Below are 16205 nucleotides of genomic sequence, written 5' to 3'. Positions count from 1 at the left end.
GTTTATTTTTGATATAATTAATATAGAAATAAAACAATGTTTAACCTTATGTATCATTTATTAAACTAAAATTTATGACCATGTAATAAACTCCCTTCGTTTTTTTGAAGGGAGTTTTTCTATTTAAGCAAGCAACTCTGATGCGTTATGCTGCAGGACTTCTTCATAATGGTTAAGCAAACCGCGAAAGATCTCATCCCAGCTCTTTGATTTCGCAAAAGATGAAGCTGCTATTCCCATCTGCTCAAGTTTTTCTTCATTTTGTAATAAAAAATAAATGGATGATAGAAATGCATCTTCATTTTTAGGCGGACAAAGAACTCCCGTTTTTCCATCTGTAATAATATTTTTAACCCCGCCACTATTTGCACCAATGACAGGTGTACCGCATGCGAGTGATTCAAGTACGACATTTCCGAATGTTTCAGTAGCTGATGGAAACACCATTATGTTAGAACAAGCATATGCTTCAGCTAAATCTGTACTTTGTAAATAGCCAGTAAAAGTGATATTTGTTTTCGGAACAGCTTCACGTAAACTTGTTGCTAGAGGACCGTCTCCTGCGATGAGCCAATGAATATCGTTTCGAGTATGTGCTGTTTTAACGATAAGGTATTGCAGCGTATCAATATCTTTTTCAGGAGCAATTCGTCCAACATAGGAAAGGACATACTTCGCTGTAATATTATATTTTTTTCGGAATAGGTCTGTATTGTAAGCAGGATGAAAGAGTGTGCAATCTACACCACGTCCCCATATAGAGAGGGTCTGAAAGCCTTTGTTTTTTAATTGATGTAATGTTTCAAAGGAAGGTACAAAATTTTTTTGCATATGACTATGAAACCATTTTAAATAGTTCCACAGCATATTGGAGAGGAATTCGATTTTGTAATAACGTAAATAGGCATCGAAATCAGTATGATAAGAACCGACAACTGGGATGTTTAACTTTTTTGCATAATACAATCCACAAAGTCCCATGTTGAAAGGTGTGGCAATGTGAATAATGTCAGGTTTAAAGGAAAGTAGTTCTCGTTTAATGCGCGGAGTAGGAAAAGAAAAACGACATTCTGGATATAATATTGTTAACGGGATACTTCTCATCTTATTCACATTCGCTACAAAATTATCTTCAGCTGTATGCTGAGGAGCGAAAACAGAATAGGAGATCTGTTCTTTCTGAAAATATTGTGTTAATCGCTCTAACGTTTTCGCAACCCCGTTAACTTGTGGCGTAAAAGTATCGGTAAAAATGGCGACTCTCATCATATCACTCCTTTATGTGAAAAGTGGGATGAATTGATAAAAAGAGATGATGCCAGAGCAAGTGCCAAGGCACATACCGACGAATACATCTGACGGATAGTGAAGTCCTAAATAAATACGTGAAATACCGACGCATAATGCTAACGGTAATAGGAAAGCAAGTAAGCTTGGATTATAGCAAATAAATGGAATGAAGACAGAGAAAACGGCTGTTGTATGACCAGACGGGAAAGAGTGGTCTTTTAATGGATGGACTGGATATTTTGCATCCTGAATTGTTAAATAAGGACGTTTTCGCGGATACCACCTTTTTAATATTTGCACAGGAATATGGCTAATTGCTAACGAAATAGCAGTTGCAATTGCAGCTTGATGCAAAGTTCCCTTTGCGAAAATTAAAAAGAAAAGTGTGAGTGCGATGGAGAAAGTCGCGCCACCGATATGAGTAATATTGCTGAAAAAGATATTTAATGTTTTTTGATCAAAGTAGCGGTTAATTCCTCTGAAAATGTAACATTCTATTTTATATAACCCACTGACCTTCATGAAAATTCTCCTCCCTCATCTACATATATATGGAGATATTAGCTTTTATTTTAATAAGATTTTGTTGAGGGAGTAATAATGTTTTGTAAAGAAAAAGTTAGATTTTATATAAAAAAAGCTACCAATCTTATGGCAGCGGAAATTTACTTCTGTAATGATTTATAATATTGACCTTTTTCAACGTATTGCGTGCGAATACGCTCCATATCTTTACGGTCTTCTTCTGTTAATTCACGAATGACTTTCGCGGGACGACCGAAAGCTAACGTGTTCGGCGGAATTTTCTTTCCTTGTGAAACGAGGCTTCCAGCGCCGATAAAAGCTCCTTCGCCAATTTCAGCACCATCTAATATAATAGATCCCATTCCAATTAAAGCATCTTTCTTAATATGGCAACTATGTAAAATGACTTGATGCCCAATTGTTACGTCGTTTTCTAAAATAAGAGGATACTGCGGGCTTTGGTGAAGTGTACATTGGTCTTGTACATTTACTCGGTCTCCAATGATTGTCGGTGACACATCACCACGGATGACTGTATTAAACCAAATACTTGATTCCTCGCCAACGGAAACATCGCCTGTAATCGTAACATAGTCAGCGATAAAAGCACTACTCGCAATTTTCGGTTTTTTTTCTTTGTAAGGATATATCATGTAAAGTCTTCCTTTCCTAGAGACTAGTTTTAGTGTATCAAATTATGAGAAAGAGTGAAATGGAGGAGAGCCGTATGTGGAATTATGAAGCGGAGGAAGCAAAAGCGGTCATTGTTATTGTGCACGGCGCAATGGAATATCACGGACGTTACGAAGCCGTTGCGGAAATGTGGAATCATATCGGCTACCACGTCGTGATGGGGGATCTTCCGTCACATGGAACGACTTCAAGAAATAGAGGACATATTGATTCATTTGATGAATACATAGAGGAAGTTAAATTATGGGTGAAAGAAGCAAGAAAGTATAGGTTACCTATTTTTCTATTCGGTCATAGTATGGGTGGTCTTATTGTCATTCGTATGATGCAAGAAACGAAGAGAGAAGATGTAGAAGGTATTATTTTGAGTTCGCCTTGTTTAGGGGTAGTGACTGGACCCTCTGCTCCGCTTCAATTTGCTTCAAGAATATTAAATGTTGTGGCTCCAAAATTGCAATTTGCAACGAATCTTACGGTGGAAATGTCAACACGTAACCATGAAGTGAGAGATGCAATGGAGAATGATTCTTTGTTCTTGCGCAAAGTATCAGTACGTTGGTATAGTGAATTGATTAAGTCTATCGAAATTGCTCATAAAAAAATAGATGATTTTCCAGATGTTCCGCTCTTGCTAATGCAAGCTTGTGAGGATAAACTTGTAGATAAAACACGTGTCCGCACTTGGTTTGATAATGTTAAAATAAGTGATAAGGCTTTTAAAGAATGGCCGAATTGTTATCACGAGCTATTAAATGAGTATGAGCGTGATGAAATTTTGAGTTATATTCAGTCATTTACTGAAATGCATGTCAATAATATAGTAAAAACAAACAAATAAATCATTATTTGTACATTTAATAGAGGAGATGAAGGAAGAAGTGAACGTACCGAGTAATCCCATAACGCTCATGGCGAAAGTATACCGTGATGTGTTTCCGGTTGTACACCATGAGCTAGCGATGTGGAAAGAGCGTGCCTACCATATTCCGAATGATGAGCTTCATAGTCAGGCAATCGCAAGTATTGAGCATAAAACGTTTCATTGTGAGGGCGGTGGCATTTTAGCTCTGCTAGCAAATGAACACCGAGAAGAATGTATTCGTTTTATCGTAGCGTATCAAACGATCAGCGACTATTTAGATAATTTATGTGATCGCAGTACATCACTTGATCCAAATGATTTTGCCGCACTGCATGAATCGATGTTAATGGCATTATCACCTGAAGTAGAAGGCGGCGGTAATTATTATCGTTATCGTGATGATCAAGATGATGGTGGTTATTTAGATGAACTTGTTGAAACATGCCAAGATGTTTTAAAGAAAACGAAGCACTATGACAAAATTGCTCCTGTTCTTCATGAACTTGCTTGTTATTATTGTGATTTACAAATTCATAAACATGTAAAATTAGAAGAAAGAGAACCACGATTACAAACGTGGTTTGAAGCACATAAAGAAAACTTACCTGAGATGAGTTGGTTTGAATTTTCAGCATGTGCCGGTTCTACACTTGGGATTTTCTGTCTTGTCGCATATGCATTTCATGATGAATTACATGACGAAGATATTGCGAAAATTAGACAAGGATACTTCCCTTACGTACAAGGACTTCACATTTTGCTGGATTATTTCATTGATCAAGAAGAAGACCGTATAGGCGGAGATTTGAATTTCTGTAGTTATTACGAAAACGAGCAAGCGATATTAGATCGGATGAAACACTTTGTAGAAGAAGCAGAGAAGAGCATTGGTGATTTGCCTCATGCGAAGTTTCATCGCCTTATAAGCCGAGGGTTACTTGGTATTTATTTATCAGATCAAAAAGTATCGGCACAAAAGAATATGCACAAAATGGCACGGCGCATTGTAAAGTACGGAGGCCTCACTTCACGATTCTTCTATTGGAACGGGAAGATGTACCGAAAGAAAACAGCGCAGTGATGAAGAAAACCACTCATGTAGAGTGGTTTTCTTTTCATTATGATTGTATTTTTGAAAATACATATATAAGAAGTTCAATCGCAAAAATCACTAATACAGATAATCCAAATAAAGGCATGACAGCGCCCAGTATAACCATCATGATAAAGAAAACGAATATACTGTTCTTATCTCTTTGTTTTGGAGGTGCTGCTAATTTTCCTTTCGGCTTTCTTGCTAACCACATTTTTACTCCGTAATAAATAAGAAGTAGTAGAGATAATGTTGTTAGTAAGCATAATATTTTATTTGGCCATCCAAATAAATGTCCTTCATGAAGCGGGATGCCGTAAGTGAACCATTGTGCAAGTAATCCATAATCACGATAGTCCGTTTTGGAAATAAGCTTTCCGCTATATTGATCAAAGTAAGCTGTTATCTCTTCATTTGGTGCAACATGCATACCTGTAATACCAGAACCGCTCGATTTCGAAACAGTGAATACACCTTTCGGATCAGCTGGTAGTGAGATAACGTATGGCTTCTTTATTTCAATTCCTTTTTGTAATTCATCGACAGAAATAGCTTTCGGTTCATTTGAATCCGATTCAGGAGGAGCTTCTTTTCTTGTTGCCCATGGCAATTCTTTTACCTTTGATTCAGGCGGCGCCATATACAATTTCGGATATCCGAGCGATTCATTCGACGACGCAATTTTATAAATTTGGTTACCCATAAATCCTGACCATGGCAATCCAGATGCGACTAGCAGAACGAGTGGAATTGTAAATATAATACCGATAATAGAATGACGTCGTTTTGCTTTTTCTCGCTTATTGGATGCTGGTGTGTTTTTGAACTGTCGTATACTCATATACAAACCAGTTACAATTAAAAAGATTGTCCAGCACGCCGCAAGTTCTACAGTATAGTTGATGACAGTGCCACCAACTAAAAGAGAACTATGTAATTCCCGCATTATATTGGCAAACGTTTCACTTGCGTTTTGATCTCCGACAATTTGATTATTGCTATCTAAATACACATACTTTTGTTGCCCTGTATATTCATTTGTAATCGTAAGTCTCGTATTATAATCCCCATTAAACTCACTAATTTTCGCCACGCTATAATGTGGATATTTTTTTTCTGTTAAGGAAATAGAATCAGCCATCGAAATAGATTCTGTTTGGGCGCTCTTCCCAAAATATAAATCTTTATAGATGAAATCTTCAACTTCCTCCCGAAATAAATACCCAATTCCGCTTAGTGACAACGTAATAAGAAGCGGCGTAATAAAAAGCCCAGCATAAAAATGCCAACGCCAAAAAATGTAATGAAGCGAACGATTTACTTTCATACTTTCAGTTCCCCTAACCTTCCCTATATGAATAACTACTTATTTAATATAGCGAGATTAAGTGTGATTACTTTGAAAGAATTGTGAAGAAAGTTAAAAGTTTGTGGGATTTTTATTAAACAGAAAACACATTTTAGAAGGAGTGTTTTTTATGTTTATGAAGATCTCTTTATATTTGATAAGTACATCCTAACAACCGCTTTCGCAAGACATTGAGAAGAATCAACAAAATCCTCACTAGCCACAACATTCAAATCAGTACATGCGATAATTACCGTATCAACTTCCTCTCTCAATTGTAAAACGAGCGCATTCCACAATTCGCGAGCTTCTTCAATTTCTCCAGATTTAATGCAAGTAATAATTTGATTAATGCTTTCCTGCCATTTTTCATGATGAATGTATTCTATATTACGCTTTGTAATCCCATCTTGGTAAATCCTAGATTGAACAGTTGCTTCTGTTGCGAGAAGAGCGACTCTTTTTATATTTTCAGGAATTGCTTGTAACGTTTCATCGACTATATTTAAAATCGGGATAGAAAGAGAACGCTGTAATTCTTCAAAATAAAGATGCGCCGTATTGCACGGCATAGCGATAAAGCTTGCGCCAGTACTTTCAAGTTTTTGTGCTCCTTCAATAATCGCTTTTTTCATCGCTTCGTGATCAATAGGGCGATCCATGTAAAACGGTGTTGGGCATGAATAAATCATCATATGAGGAAAGTCCATATCATGCTTTGCTCCGTATATTGTTTGACACCCTGCTACAACTGTATCGACGAATGGTCCAGTTGATTTTGGACCCATTCCTGCTAGTATTCCGATCATTGTGTCGTCTCCTTTAATATGTAATTAAAAACGTTTTTTGCGAACGATAAAAAGAAATAAGGTAAATAATAAAAATGAATATACGATAGCCCAAGCTGTGAGCCATAGTGTGTGAGTCAGTATATTATATTTGTATTGGCCAAGCATTAGAAAGCTTTCGACAGGTGGTAAAAACCATAATAACTCTTTTTTAAACCGGATAGATGCGATCGTTATAAGCAATATAAAGGTAAGGCTAAGCCAAGCAGTGCCTGTTTTTTGAATCATATTTCTAGTAAATAATGTTGCGATTGAAATTCCTAGTATAGAGAAAGACATGTGAGAGAGAAATCCGACTAGAAATAAAGAAACTGTCATTTTTTCATTAAACATTTGCAAAATAATTGGATAGATTACGGATATAAAAGATAATACAGTACAAATGAGAAGAGCTGTAATATATTTACCAACATATAATGCGGAAATATTATTTGTGTGAGAAATAGTAATTTGTTCTTGTACAGGGTCTTCAGTATGAAAAATTGTGACCGTAATCCAGGCAGATAATAAATAAAGCGCGAGAGCTGTTTCTAAATATGTCGGTACAATAGGAGTCGGTTTATATGTATATACAAAAAGCAAGCTCACAAAGTACATCGCAATAGGAGGGACATACTTATACGATTTTGTATAGTCGAGAAAATGGTAACGAATAAGCGCAAACATAATAAACCTTCTTTCGATTTAAAAGTTAGGTTGTAGCAGTGTGATAGATGCTTTTTTATGTAATAAAAACTGAAGTATTTCGTTTGTATATTCTTTTTCGATTTGTAATTGAATAAGATTTTGATTTGCATTGTGTGCAACGTGTATAAAACCGGATTGCTTTTGTAGTTCTATTGCTGAAAATGTGTCGTGAACGATTGCCTCAATATAGACCTGTTCCGCTACTTTTTGTGCAGAGGTATTTTCTGCAATTGTATGATTTGCTAACGTCACAATTCTATCGGCGAAGTTTTCTAATAGTTGTTTTTCGTGACATGTGAAGAGTATAGATATACCTTGTTGTTTTAATGAGAGTAAAATATGTTCTAATTCTTGCTGAGAGTTAGGATCGAGCCCAGAAAGCGGTTCATCTAAAATTAATAAATGGACGTCCGTAAGTAATGCTTGCATAATACCTGTTTTTTGTTTCATACCTTTTGAAAAGTTTCGTACAACGGAATGTCTTGCATGATGTAAGTGAAAAGTCTCAAGGAGCATCGGAATTTTATTTCTTAAATATGTTGTTGATAAGCCGTGAATGCAGCCGAGATGAAATAAATAATCCGCTAATGTAAAACGAATTCCTTCAGGAAAATGTTCAGGTACATAACCAATTTGTATATGTTCTTTTCTTTTGAGTGTCCCTGCCGTAGGTGAAATAAATCCTGCAATTATTTTGAGCAGAGTACTTTTTCCAGTCCCGTTCCCGCCGATAATAGCGAGCGCTTCTCCTTCTGGAATGGATAAATCAATGTTGTCTAGTATAAGTGATTTGCTATACTTCTTTTGAATTCCCCTTAGTTCTACTAGCAAAGTTCTATCCTTCTTTCTTTAAATAGTGTATATATCCATTATATAGGAGAATAACAAAAAGACGTGCAATGAGTGCACGTCTTTTTTTGTTATGTTTTGTCGAATCGTCGATATATCCGAGAAATCGTTGATATATTGTAAGTTATGATAGATATATCGAAAAAATCGTTTATATATCCCGAGTTACGATAGATATAATTGAAAAATCGTTGATATATTACCCCGCATTAACGGGCAGTAAAACTCCCACCTTAAAATTCGCCTGGAGCAAAGATGTTAGGTGGGAGATAAACTGCCCATAAATGCCCGATTGGTTCAACTAATAATCAGTGGGGATTCCCCCCACTGATTAAAGTTTCACTTTATCGTTTCTCAATCGCCACAATAAATGGTGGATTATTTTGCTGGTTAATGAAGCCATATCGCAGTACGTGAGCTTGTTTTTGGTCTAGTTCTTCTGCAAATTTGAGAACAGCGTCGCGTTCTACTTGTCCTTCTGGGTGTCCGTGGTAAATGACGAGGACGATGATACCTTCAGGTGCCATTACTTCTAGTAATTGTTCAATTGCCGAAATTGTTGAGTTTGGTTTTGTAACGATATGCTTGTCACCGCCAGGAAGGTAACCTAAGTTGAAGATAGCGCCTGTTACTTTTCCTTTTGCGTCTTCTGGTAGTACGGATAGAAGTGTATCGTGACTATCGTGAACTAAAACAGTACGTTCAAAAAGTTCTTTTTCTTTTAGACGAGTTGTTGAGCTTTCAATCGCTTCTTTTTGAATATCAAATCCAAATACTTTTCCGCTATCCCCAACAATTTCAGCTAGGAAGCAAGTGTCATGACCATTTCCAAGTGTTGCATCTACAGCGTAGTCGCCTTCTTTAACAGCCGTTTGCAGCAGTGTGCGAGCAAACGGTAATACACGTTCTAATTTCATTGTTGTTTCTCCTCATTTGCATATTTTCCTTGCCAGCTTCCGCGGCGTACAAATTCTGCATCGATGGAATTTAATACTTCCCATTTATTTAAGCTCCACATTGGACCAATCATTAAATCAGGTGGGCCGTCACCTGTGATACGGTGCACAATTACGTCTTCTGGAATAATTTCAAGTTGGTCAACAACAAGACTTACGTAATCCTCAAGAGAAAGGAATTCGAGTTGTCCTTTTTCATATTGCTTCACCATTGGCGTTCCTTTTAATAAGTGAAGTAAGTGGATTTTAATTCCTTGTACATCAAGTTTCGCTACTTCACGAGCTGTTTCCATCATCATGTCGTAATCTTCAAGTGGAAGACCGTTAATAATATGAGAGCAAACTCTAATGCCGTGCTTACGTAATTTATTTACGCCTTCCACGTAAGACGGATAATCGTGAGCGCGATTAATAAGGTTTGCAGTGCGTTCATGAACGGTTTGTAGTCCAAGTTCAACCCAAAGATACGTACGTTTATTTAAGTCCGCTAAATATTCAACGACATCGTCTGGTAAACAATCTGGACGAGTTGCGATAGAAAGACCGACAACATCTTTTTCTGCTAGAAGCGGTTCGAATTTTTCTTTTAACACTTCAAGTGGTGCGTGTGTATTTGTGTACGCTTGGAAATAAGCGATACATTTTCCATCTTTCCACTTTGAGCGCATTTTTTCTTTCATTTCATGATATTGTGTTATAACATCATCGCGGCGATCACCAGCGAAGTCGCCAGATCCGGCAGCGCTGCAAAATGTACAACCACCGTAAGCAACTGTACCATCACGGTTCGGACAATCGAAGCCAGCATCTAATGAAACTTTAAAGATTTTTTCACCAAATTCATTTCGTAAATGGTAATTCCATGTATGATAACGTTTATTGTCGTTTGTATATGGAAAAGGGTTTTGAACCTTCATTATTTTCCCTCCTAAGCCGAGTCAAAATGAAACAAAATCCATTATAACATACTCATAAGGTAGAGATGGAAGGGACACACTAAAGGGGAATTGAAGCAAGGAGGGACAATTATGGCAGAGCGTCAATCACTTGAATCGTATATTACACAAGCGGAACAAGCGGTGGAATATGCAAAAGAACAATTAGAACAAGGCATGAGACAAGAGCATTACAATACGATGGAGTATTCAGATGCACAGTTACAATTAGAACAAGCGTATAACGATTTACAAACGATGCAACAACATGCGAATGATGAGCAACGTGAGCAATTAAATAGAGCACGTATGGCAATTCGCCAATTGCAACATCAAATGATTATTACACCGCACTAATAAGGAGTGAATGTAATGGCGAAACGTTCAGATCAAAATAACCCAGAGCAAAAAACACAAAATGGACATAACGCTGAGTTTTCGAATGAACTTGATCCCATTGTTCAAGTAAAACAGCGTAATAGTAAAAAAGGACAACCTCAAAAATCAAAACAATCAGAGTAAACCAGGTCGAAATATGACCTGGTTTTATTTTGCTATATGACAATAGTGTAAGATTTCTGTAAGGTTTGCCGATAGTTGTAATTGTCCTTTTCCAGTAGAGTAAGGGAGGATTAAATTTTGGACAAGGAGCTGCTTTATGGGGAACAATATTACAAACAAACGAATTGATGAGTTAGATTACATTCGTGGCTTCGCATTACTGGGGATTATTTTAGTAAATATTTTAGCACTACTTAATATTAAAACTCCAGATCCTAATACAGTAGATGCTAGCTATCAAAGGTTTCTATACTTATTTGTAGAAGGTCGTTTCTTCTCGATTTTCTCATTCTTATTTGGAGTGGGATTCTATATCTTCATTACAAGAGCGATTGCGAAAGGGAAAAATGGATATGTTCTATTTTTCCGCCGCGTAGTTGCATTATTTATTTTTGGTTTGATTCATTACATGTTTCAGCCTGGAGAAGCGTTAACGTTATATGCAATTTGCGGATTAATCGTTTTACCGTTTTATAAAGCGAAAAAACAAGCGAACTTAGTAATTGGTCTTATTTTGACAATAGCCTTTAGTGTAATGGGTGTTAAAGAACTATTACCACTTGGTTTAATTTTATTAGGTCTTGCTGCAGGACAATATCGTGTATTTGAAAATCTTTCAAAAAACATAAAGCAAGTCGCTATTTTTACAGGCATTATGTTTGTTTTAAGTGTGGCAGCTGTATGGTATCAATATGGACACGTGCCTGCTGGCCCATTTGTAAATATGATATTGATGAATGAAGATGGAACAATGGATGCTGCAAGCCAGTTTCTAAAAATTGGTATTACTGTTGGACCAATTATTTCAGCTTTCTATGTAGGAGCATTAATTTTATTACTTCAGTTAAAACCAGTTCAAACATTATTAGCACCATTGAAATACTACGGTCGTATGGCTTTAACAAATTATATCGGACAAACGGCAATGATTTTAATTGCTGGTAGTGTATTTAACTTTGCAGGTAACTTAACATACATGCAGACGCTATATGTATGTATCGCAATTTATGCAATTCAAATTGTGTTTAGTGTAATTTGGATGAAAATCTTTAAAATGGGTCCATTAGAATGGGTTTGGCGTGTTATTACGTACTGGACGGTAACACCTTTAAAGAAATAAAGTGAAACTTTAATCAGTGGGCTGTTCCTTTCGCGGAACAGCCTATTTTTATTGTCATCTTTTGTCGATAAGTCGATATATTTTGGTAATCGCTGATAAAAGTGTAAGAATCGCCGATATATTTGAAAAATCGCTGATAAAAGTGTAAGAACCGCTGATATATTTTAACAATCGCCGATATAATTTCATTTACCGATTTACTATGTCGAAATGTGAACTAGTATGAAAAGCCAACCTTACACGCATCCATTTTCTATCTTACAAAAGTGTAAGGTAATTGTAATGTTAACAAATAGCAGTTCACTTCTAAAAAGCGCAAAATAGGTAATGGAAAAACAAGCGTAGGAGGATATATATGACGAAACCAGTTGTAGACGTGAAAAACGTTCAAAAAGTGTACGGTAAAAAAGGTGAGAACCAATCACACGCGTTAAAGGGTGTTTCATTCTCAATTCAAGAGGGTGAGTTTGTTGGAATTATGGGACCATCTGGTTCCGGTAAAACGACATTATTAAATGTAATTTCAACGTTAGATAAGGCAACAGGTGGCGTTGTTGAAATTGCGGGAACGGATATTACAAAAATGAAGCAAGGTGAGCTTTCAGATTTCCGTTCGCAAAAATTAGGATTTATCTTCCAAGATTTTAACTTATTAGAGAACTTATCTATTTATGAAAACATTGCACTTCCACTTTCTCTTCAAGGTGTCGCATCACGTAATATTGGACCGAAAGTAGAAAAAGTAGCGGATATGTTAGGGATTACAGAAATACTTCAAAAGTATCCATCTGAAGTATCTGGTGGACAGAAACAACGTTCAGCAGCAGCGCGTGCTTTAGTGCATGAGCCGGCAATTATTTTAGGGGACGAGCCAACAGGAGCGCTTGATTCTAAAAATGCAACGAGTTTACTTGATGCGATGACAAACTTAAATAAAGATCAAGGCGTATCGATTATGATGGTTACGCATGATCCATATAGTGCAAGTTACTGTCAGCGTATTTTATTCATTCAAGATGGTGAGCTATATAAAGAAATTCATCGCGGTGGTACGCGTGAAGAGTTCTACAAAGAAATTTTAGATGTACTTGCAGATTTAGGTACACAAAAGGCGTAAGAAAGGAGGTTCCAGTATGTTATTTAAACTTTCCATGTCGGGGCTGAAAAGTAAGCTGAAAGATTATATCGTCTTACTTGTCGGTCTTGTCATGTCGATTTCAATTTTTTACATGTTCCAAACGTTAGCACTGAATAAAGCATTTTTAGAATCTAATTCAGTGATTAAATCTATTGGATTCGTATTCCAAGCAGGATCATTTTTATTAGCAATTATAACGTTCTTCTACATTTTATATGCAAACTCTTTCTTATTATCTCTTCGTCAAAAAGAGTTCGGTATGTATATGATGTTAGGTGCGAAAAAACATAAAGTTACATTACTTATGTTTATTGAAACAATCGTATTAGGTGCTGCGTCTCTTGCAATCGGGATTGCAGTTGGAGTAGGACTTGCAGAAGGTATTGGACAGTTATTAATGAAACAGCTTGAATTTGCTGGTGAAGGGTATAAAGCATTTTATCTACCATCTATGACTGTTACTTGCATCTTCTTCTTTGCACTATTTGTATTATCAGCAATTATGAACAGTATTAAATTGTCACGTATTTCTGTATTGCAACTAGTACATGCAGATGCACAAACAGAGCGTGTTGCAGTAAAAGGTAAAAAGACAGTTGTAGTGGCATTCCTTGCTGTTATTTTATTAGGTATAGGTTATGCATCTATGATCTATATGGAAAAACTAAAAGAGATGGGAATCCTTATTGCATTAATTACAACGACAGCTGGTACTTACATGCTATTTGGCTCACTTCTTCCAGTCATTATTAAAAAGTTAAAAAGTAATAAAAAGCGTAGTGAAAAAGGACTTAATGCTTTTACATTTGCACAATTAAACTTCCGAATTAATAGTTTAACAAAAGTACTTGCAACAGTGGCAATGTTAGTTGCACTTGGAGCTGGTGCAATTTCAGGTGGTATGGCATTTAAAAATAACGTTATAAAAATGGTAGATGGTTTAGTAATATATGATTCAGTAGTTCATAATCCAACAGCTGAAGAAAAGAAAATTTTAGATGGTATTACATTTAAAGAGAAAAGCGAATATCGTTACAAAGTTGATGATAAATACGTTTACTATGTAAAAGAAGATTTAGAGAAAAATCGTCCTTTCGTAAAAGATATGGCAAAGATGAAGTCTATGAAGGATTTAGTAAATACGAAAAAAGTTTCAGAGGAACTACCGGTAGGTGCAGTTTCTAGAGAGATGAATCAAAAAGATGCGAATACTAAAGAACTTTCAGCGGAATGGACAGATGCTTTTAGTACAATCCATCCATATTATTTATACAATGATCATGCAATTAAAATTGTAGATCAAAAAATGTATGATGGGATAAATGGTAAAGAAGGTATAGCATTTATCGGAAAAACAGATGATTTTTTAACATATAAAAAAGAATGGAAAAAACTTGACGAGTTGCAGCTAGATAAATATAAAAATGTAAAAGCTGAACAAATGGATAGTAAATATCAAGCTTATAGTGGGTTCTATGGCATTGCGAGTGGAACAGTATTTATGGGATTCTTCCTTGGAATTGCGTTCTTAGCAATGATGGCAAGCTGTCTTATGTTTAAAATTCTTTCTGGTGCATCAAAAGATATTACGCGTTATCAAATGCTTCGTAAAATCGGTGTGCGCCGTGAGTTATTAACGAAATCGATTTATAAAGAGCTATTCTTAGTATTCTTATTCCCAGCAATTGTGGGTATCGCTCACGTATTAGTTGGTATGAATATTTTCGGATTTATTTTAATCGATCCGTACTTCCGTATTTGGATACCAATCGTAATTTTCGTAGTTATTTATGCGATTTATTACTTCATTACAGTTCAATTGTATAAAGGAATTGTTCTTCCGAAAGAAGATTAATAATAAAAACCGAGCAAAAACGCTCGGTTTTTATTATTTTCAGAAAAAACACTTTAATGTTACTGAAATGTATACTATAATGTAAGTAAGTAACGTAATATAAAAGTAGAAGTAGCTGTATAAGGAAAGGAGGAATCCAATCTGTAGAAAGAAGCTGAACTTTTATCCCCACATTTTTTTACCGCAACGTATTTATACAATCGTAAGTTTCCACATTGAAAGTTTTCAGAACCACCTGAGTATATTGTGAAAATAATGGATAACACATGGAAATCTCATAGCATGATAAGGTAAAATGGACAACATAATGAGAAAATTACCGTTCATAAGATGAGGAGAATACATGTATGGAAGTTGTAGAGGCATTAAAAGATATAAGCCAAATTGAGGCTATGAAAAAATATTTAAAAGAGCACTCCCAGCGAGATTATCTTTTATTTGTTATTGGAATTAACACAGGATTAAAAATTACAGAACTACTTAGCATGAAATTTGAAGATGTATTAAATGAAGACGGGACTGTTAAAGAGTTTTATGCTCTTCCTGTGAAAGATGAAAAATTTAAACAAGATATTTATTTAAATACAAAAGTAAAAGAAGCGCTTTTAGATTACGTACAATCTATTGGCGTTAAAAGAGAAAATTACGTATTCCAATCTAATAAAACGCCAAATTCAATTACGCGCCAACAAGCGTATCGTGTAATTCATAATGCTGCAGAAGCAGTTGGAGTTGTTGGTAAAATCGGAACGAATTCAATGCGAAAAACGTTCGGATTTCATGCGTACAAAAGAGGGATAGCGATTGCACTATTGCAAAAACATTTTCATCACGCGACTCCATCAGAGACACTAAAGTATTTAGGTATCTCAAAGGATGAGAGCTTTAAAACGGAGATTGATGTCGATTTATAAAAGCCGTAACTAAAAAATTAGGAGGCGGAAAATATGAATATTAGAGAGAGTGAACTGCCGGGTATTGGATGTAAGTTTGAAGTGATTACAAAAGGTAATGAAAAGATGGTTATCGTTATTCATGATGATGGCCGAAGAGAAATGTACCATTTTGATGCTGATCATGAAGAGAGTATTTCAAGCGTCTCTCTTCGTGATTCTGAAGCGAGACAAATTGCAGCTATATTGGGCGGAATGGTATATAGGCCACAAGCTTTAGATACGATTGAAATGGCTTTTGAGGGATTATCAATTGAGTGGTTTAAGGTGGAAAATAATGCACCAGTTGTACAAAAAACAATTGGTAGTTTACATGTTCGAAACACATATAACGTAACGATTATTGCCATTTTGAAAAAGAATATGAAGAAGTTCTTTAATCCAGGCCCAGATTCTATCATTGAAGCTGGCGATATGCTCGTATTATCAGGTGAAAGACATGAAGTGAAAAGAATTATTAATGAGTTGCTTTCAGTAGGAGGGGATTCATAA

At 35.9% G+C, this 16205-nt stretch carries 18 protein-coding genes; 9 read left to right on the top strand and 9 right to left on the bottom strand.

Annotated features, from left to right (window positions below; translation table 11 throughout):
- Positions 1-123: 123 nt before the first annotated feature.
- The 3 genes from ABWK52_RS01825 to ABWK52_RS01815 all read right to left on the bottom strand — a co-directional run bounded on the left by ABWK52_RS01825 (position 124) and on the right by ABWK52_RS01815 (position 2468).
- Positions 124-1266: a glycosyltransferase family 4 protein gene (locus ABWK52_RS01825; protein WP_098541222.1), complete on the bottom strand. Its 1143-nt coding sequence runs from the start codon at positions 1264-1266 to the stop codon at positions 124-126.
- A gap of 12 nt (positions 1267-1278) precedes the next feature.
- Positions 1279-1812 (bottom strand): phosphatase PAP2 family protein, encoded by a 534-nt coding sequence (locus tag ABWK52_RS01820; RefSeq protein ID WP_000868592.1) that lies wholly within the window; start codon positions 1810-1812, stop codon positions 1279-1281.
- A 143-nt stretch (positions 1813-1955) separates the two neighbouring features.
- Positions 1956-2468: a gamma carbonic anhydrase gene (locus tag ABWK52_RS01815; protein ID WP_000640186.1), complete on the bottom strand. Its 513-nt coding sequence runs from the start codon at positions 2466-2468 to the stop codon at positions 1956-1958.
- Positions 2469-2542: 74 nt separating this feature from the next.
- On the opposite strand from ABWK52_RS01815, the gene ABWK52_RS01810 reads away from it, so the two are divergent.
- A complete protein-coding gene (locus ABWK52_RS01810; RefSeq protein ID WP_000267424.1) occupies positions 2543-3346 on the top strand; it encodes an alpha/beta hydrolase in 804 nt (267 codons plus the stop codon).
- 40 nt (positions 3347-3386) lie between these two features.
- Positions 3387-4451, top strand: a complete 1065-nt coding sequence (locus tag ABWK52_RS01805) for a tetraprenyl-beta-curcumene synthase family protein (protein WP_070757014.1) — start codon at positions 3387-3389, stop codon at positions 4449-4451.
- A gap of 37 nt (positions 4452-4488) precedes the next feature.
- Here the strand turns inward: ABWK52_RS01805 and ABWK52_RS01800 are convergent, their stop codons facing one another.
- From ABWK52_RS01800 to ABWK52_RS01775, 6 genes are all read right to left on the bottom strand, one after another.
- Positions 4489-5790, bottom strand: a complete 1302-nt coding sequence (locus ABWK52_RS01800) for a PepSY-associated TM helix domain-containing protein (RefSeq protein ID WP_087967198.1) — start codon at positions 5788-5790, stop codon at positions 4489-4491.
- 155 nt (positions 5791-5945) lie between these two features.
- Entirely contained in the window at positions 5946-6620 is a 675-nt protein-coding gene (locus tag ABWK52_RS01795) for an aspartate/glutamate racemase family protein (protein WP_061654612.1), read from the bottom strand.
- 24 nt (positions 6621-6644) lie between these two features.
- Positions 6645-7325: a hypothetical protein gene (locus ABWK52_RS01790; protein WP_000457775.1), complete on the bottom strand. Its 681-nt coding sequence runs from the start codon at positions 7323-7325 to the stop codon at positions 6645-6647.
- Between the two features lie 18 nt (positions 7326-7343).
- Entirely contained in the window at positions 7344-8177 is an 834-nt protein-coding gene (locus ABWK52_RS01785) for an ABC transporter ATP-binding protein (protein WP_000959746.1), read from the bottom strand.
- Positions 8178-8539: 362 nt separating this feature from the next.
- Positions 8540-9112: a class I SAM-dependent methyltransferase gene (locus ABWK52_RS01780; RefSeq protein ID WP_000764497.1), complete on the bottom strand. Its 573-nt coding sequence runs from the start codon at positions 9110-9112 to the stop codon at positions 8540-8542.
- Complete coding sequence (locus ABWK52_RS01775; protein WP_000868034.1) at positions 9109-10068, bottom strand: TIGR01212 family radical SAM protein; 960 nt, start codon at positions 10066-10068, stop codon at positions 9109-9111. The genes ABWK52_RS01780 and ABWK52_RS01775 overlap by 4 nt, the downstream gene beginning before the upstream one ends.
- Positions 10069-10179: 111 nt before the next feature.
- Here ABWK52_RS01775 and ABWK52_RS01770 point away from each other — a divergent pair, with 111 nt between their 5' ends.
- From ABWK52_RS01770 to ABWK52_RS01740, 7 genes are all read left to right on the top strand, one after another.
- Positions 10180-10443: a YtzC family protein gene (locus tag ABWK52_RS01770; protein ID WP_000840871.1), complete on the top strand. Its 264-nt coding sequence runs from the start codon at positions 10180-10182 to the stop codon at positions 10441-10443.
- A gap of 15 nt (positions 10444-10458) precedes the next feature.
- Positions 10459-10608: a hypothetical protein gene (locus ABWK52_RS01765; protein WP_001129340.1), complete on the top strand. Its 150-nt coding sequence runs from the start codon at positions 10459-10461 to the stop codon at positions 10606-10608.
- A 136-nt stretch (positions 10609-10744) separates the two neighbouring features.
- Positions 10745-11767, top strand: coding sequence for a DUF418 domain-containing protein (locus ABWK52_RS01760; protein ID WP_000527734.1), 1023 nt, complete (start codon positions 10745-10747; stop codon positions 11765-11767).
- A gap of 355 nt (positions 11768-12122) precedes the next feature.
- Positions 12123-12884: an ABC transporter ATP-binding protein gene (locus tag ABWK52_RS01755; RefSeq protein ID WP_000165837.1), complete on the top strand. Its 762-nt coding sequence runs from the start codon at positions 12123-12125 to the stop codon at positions 12882-12884.
- A 16-nt stretch (positions 12885-12900) separates the two neighbouring features.
- Positions 12901-14760 carry an FtsX-like permease family protein gene (locus ABWK52_RS01750; protein WP_000897799.1) on the top strand — a complete coding sequence of 620 codons (1860 nt, stop codon included), beginning with the start codon at positions 12901-12903 and terminating at the stop codon, positions 14758-14760.
- Positions 14761-15107: 347 nt separating this feature from the next.
- Positions 15108-15674: a tyrosine-type recombinase/integrase gene (locus tag ABWK52_RS01745; protein ID WP_000454205.1), complete on the top strand. Its 567-nt coding sequence runs from the start codon at positions 15108-15110 to the stop codon at positions 15672-15674.
- Between the two features lie 33 nt (positions 15675-15707).
- The gene (locus ABWK52_RS01740; protein WP_001026053.1) at positions 15708-16205 is read left to right on the top strand and encodes a cation:proton antiporter regulatory subunit; all 498 of its coding nucleotides are present in this window, start codon (positions 15708-15710) and stop codon (positions 16203-16205) included.

Origin of the sequence: Bacillus sp. AP50, from assembly GCF_040492675.1 — a bacterium.
Lineage (GTDB): Bacteria > Bacillota > Bacilli > Bacillales > Bacillaceae_G > Bacillus_A > Bacillus_A cereus.
The sequence above is the reverse complement of the archived record's forward strand: the minus strand, read 5'-3'. Positions and strand labels throughout refer to the sequence as shown.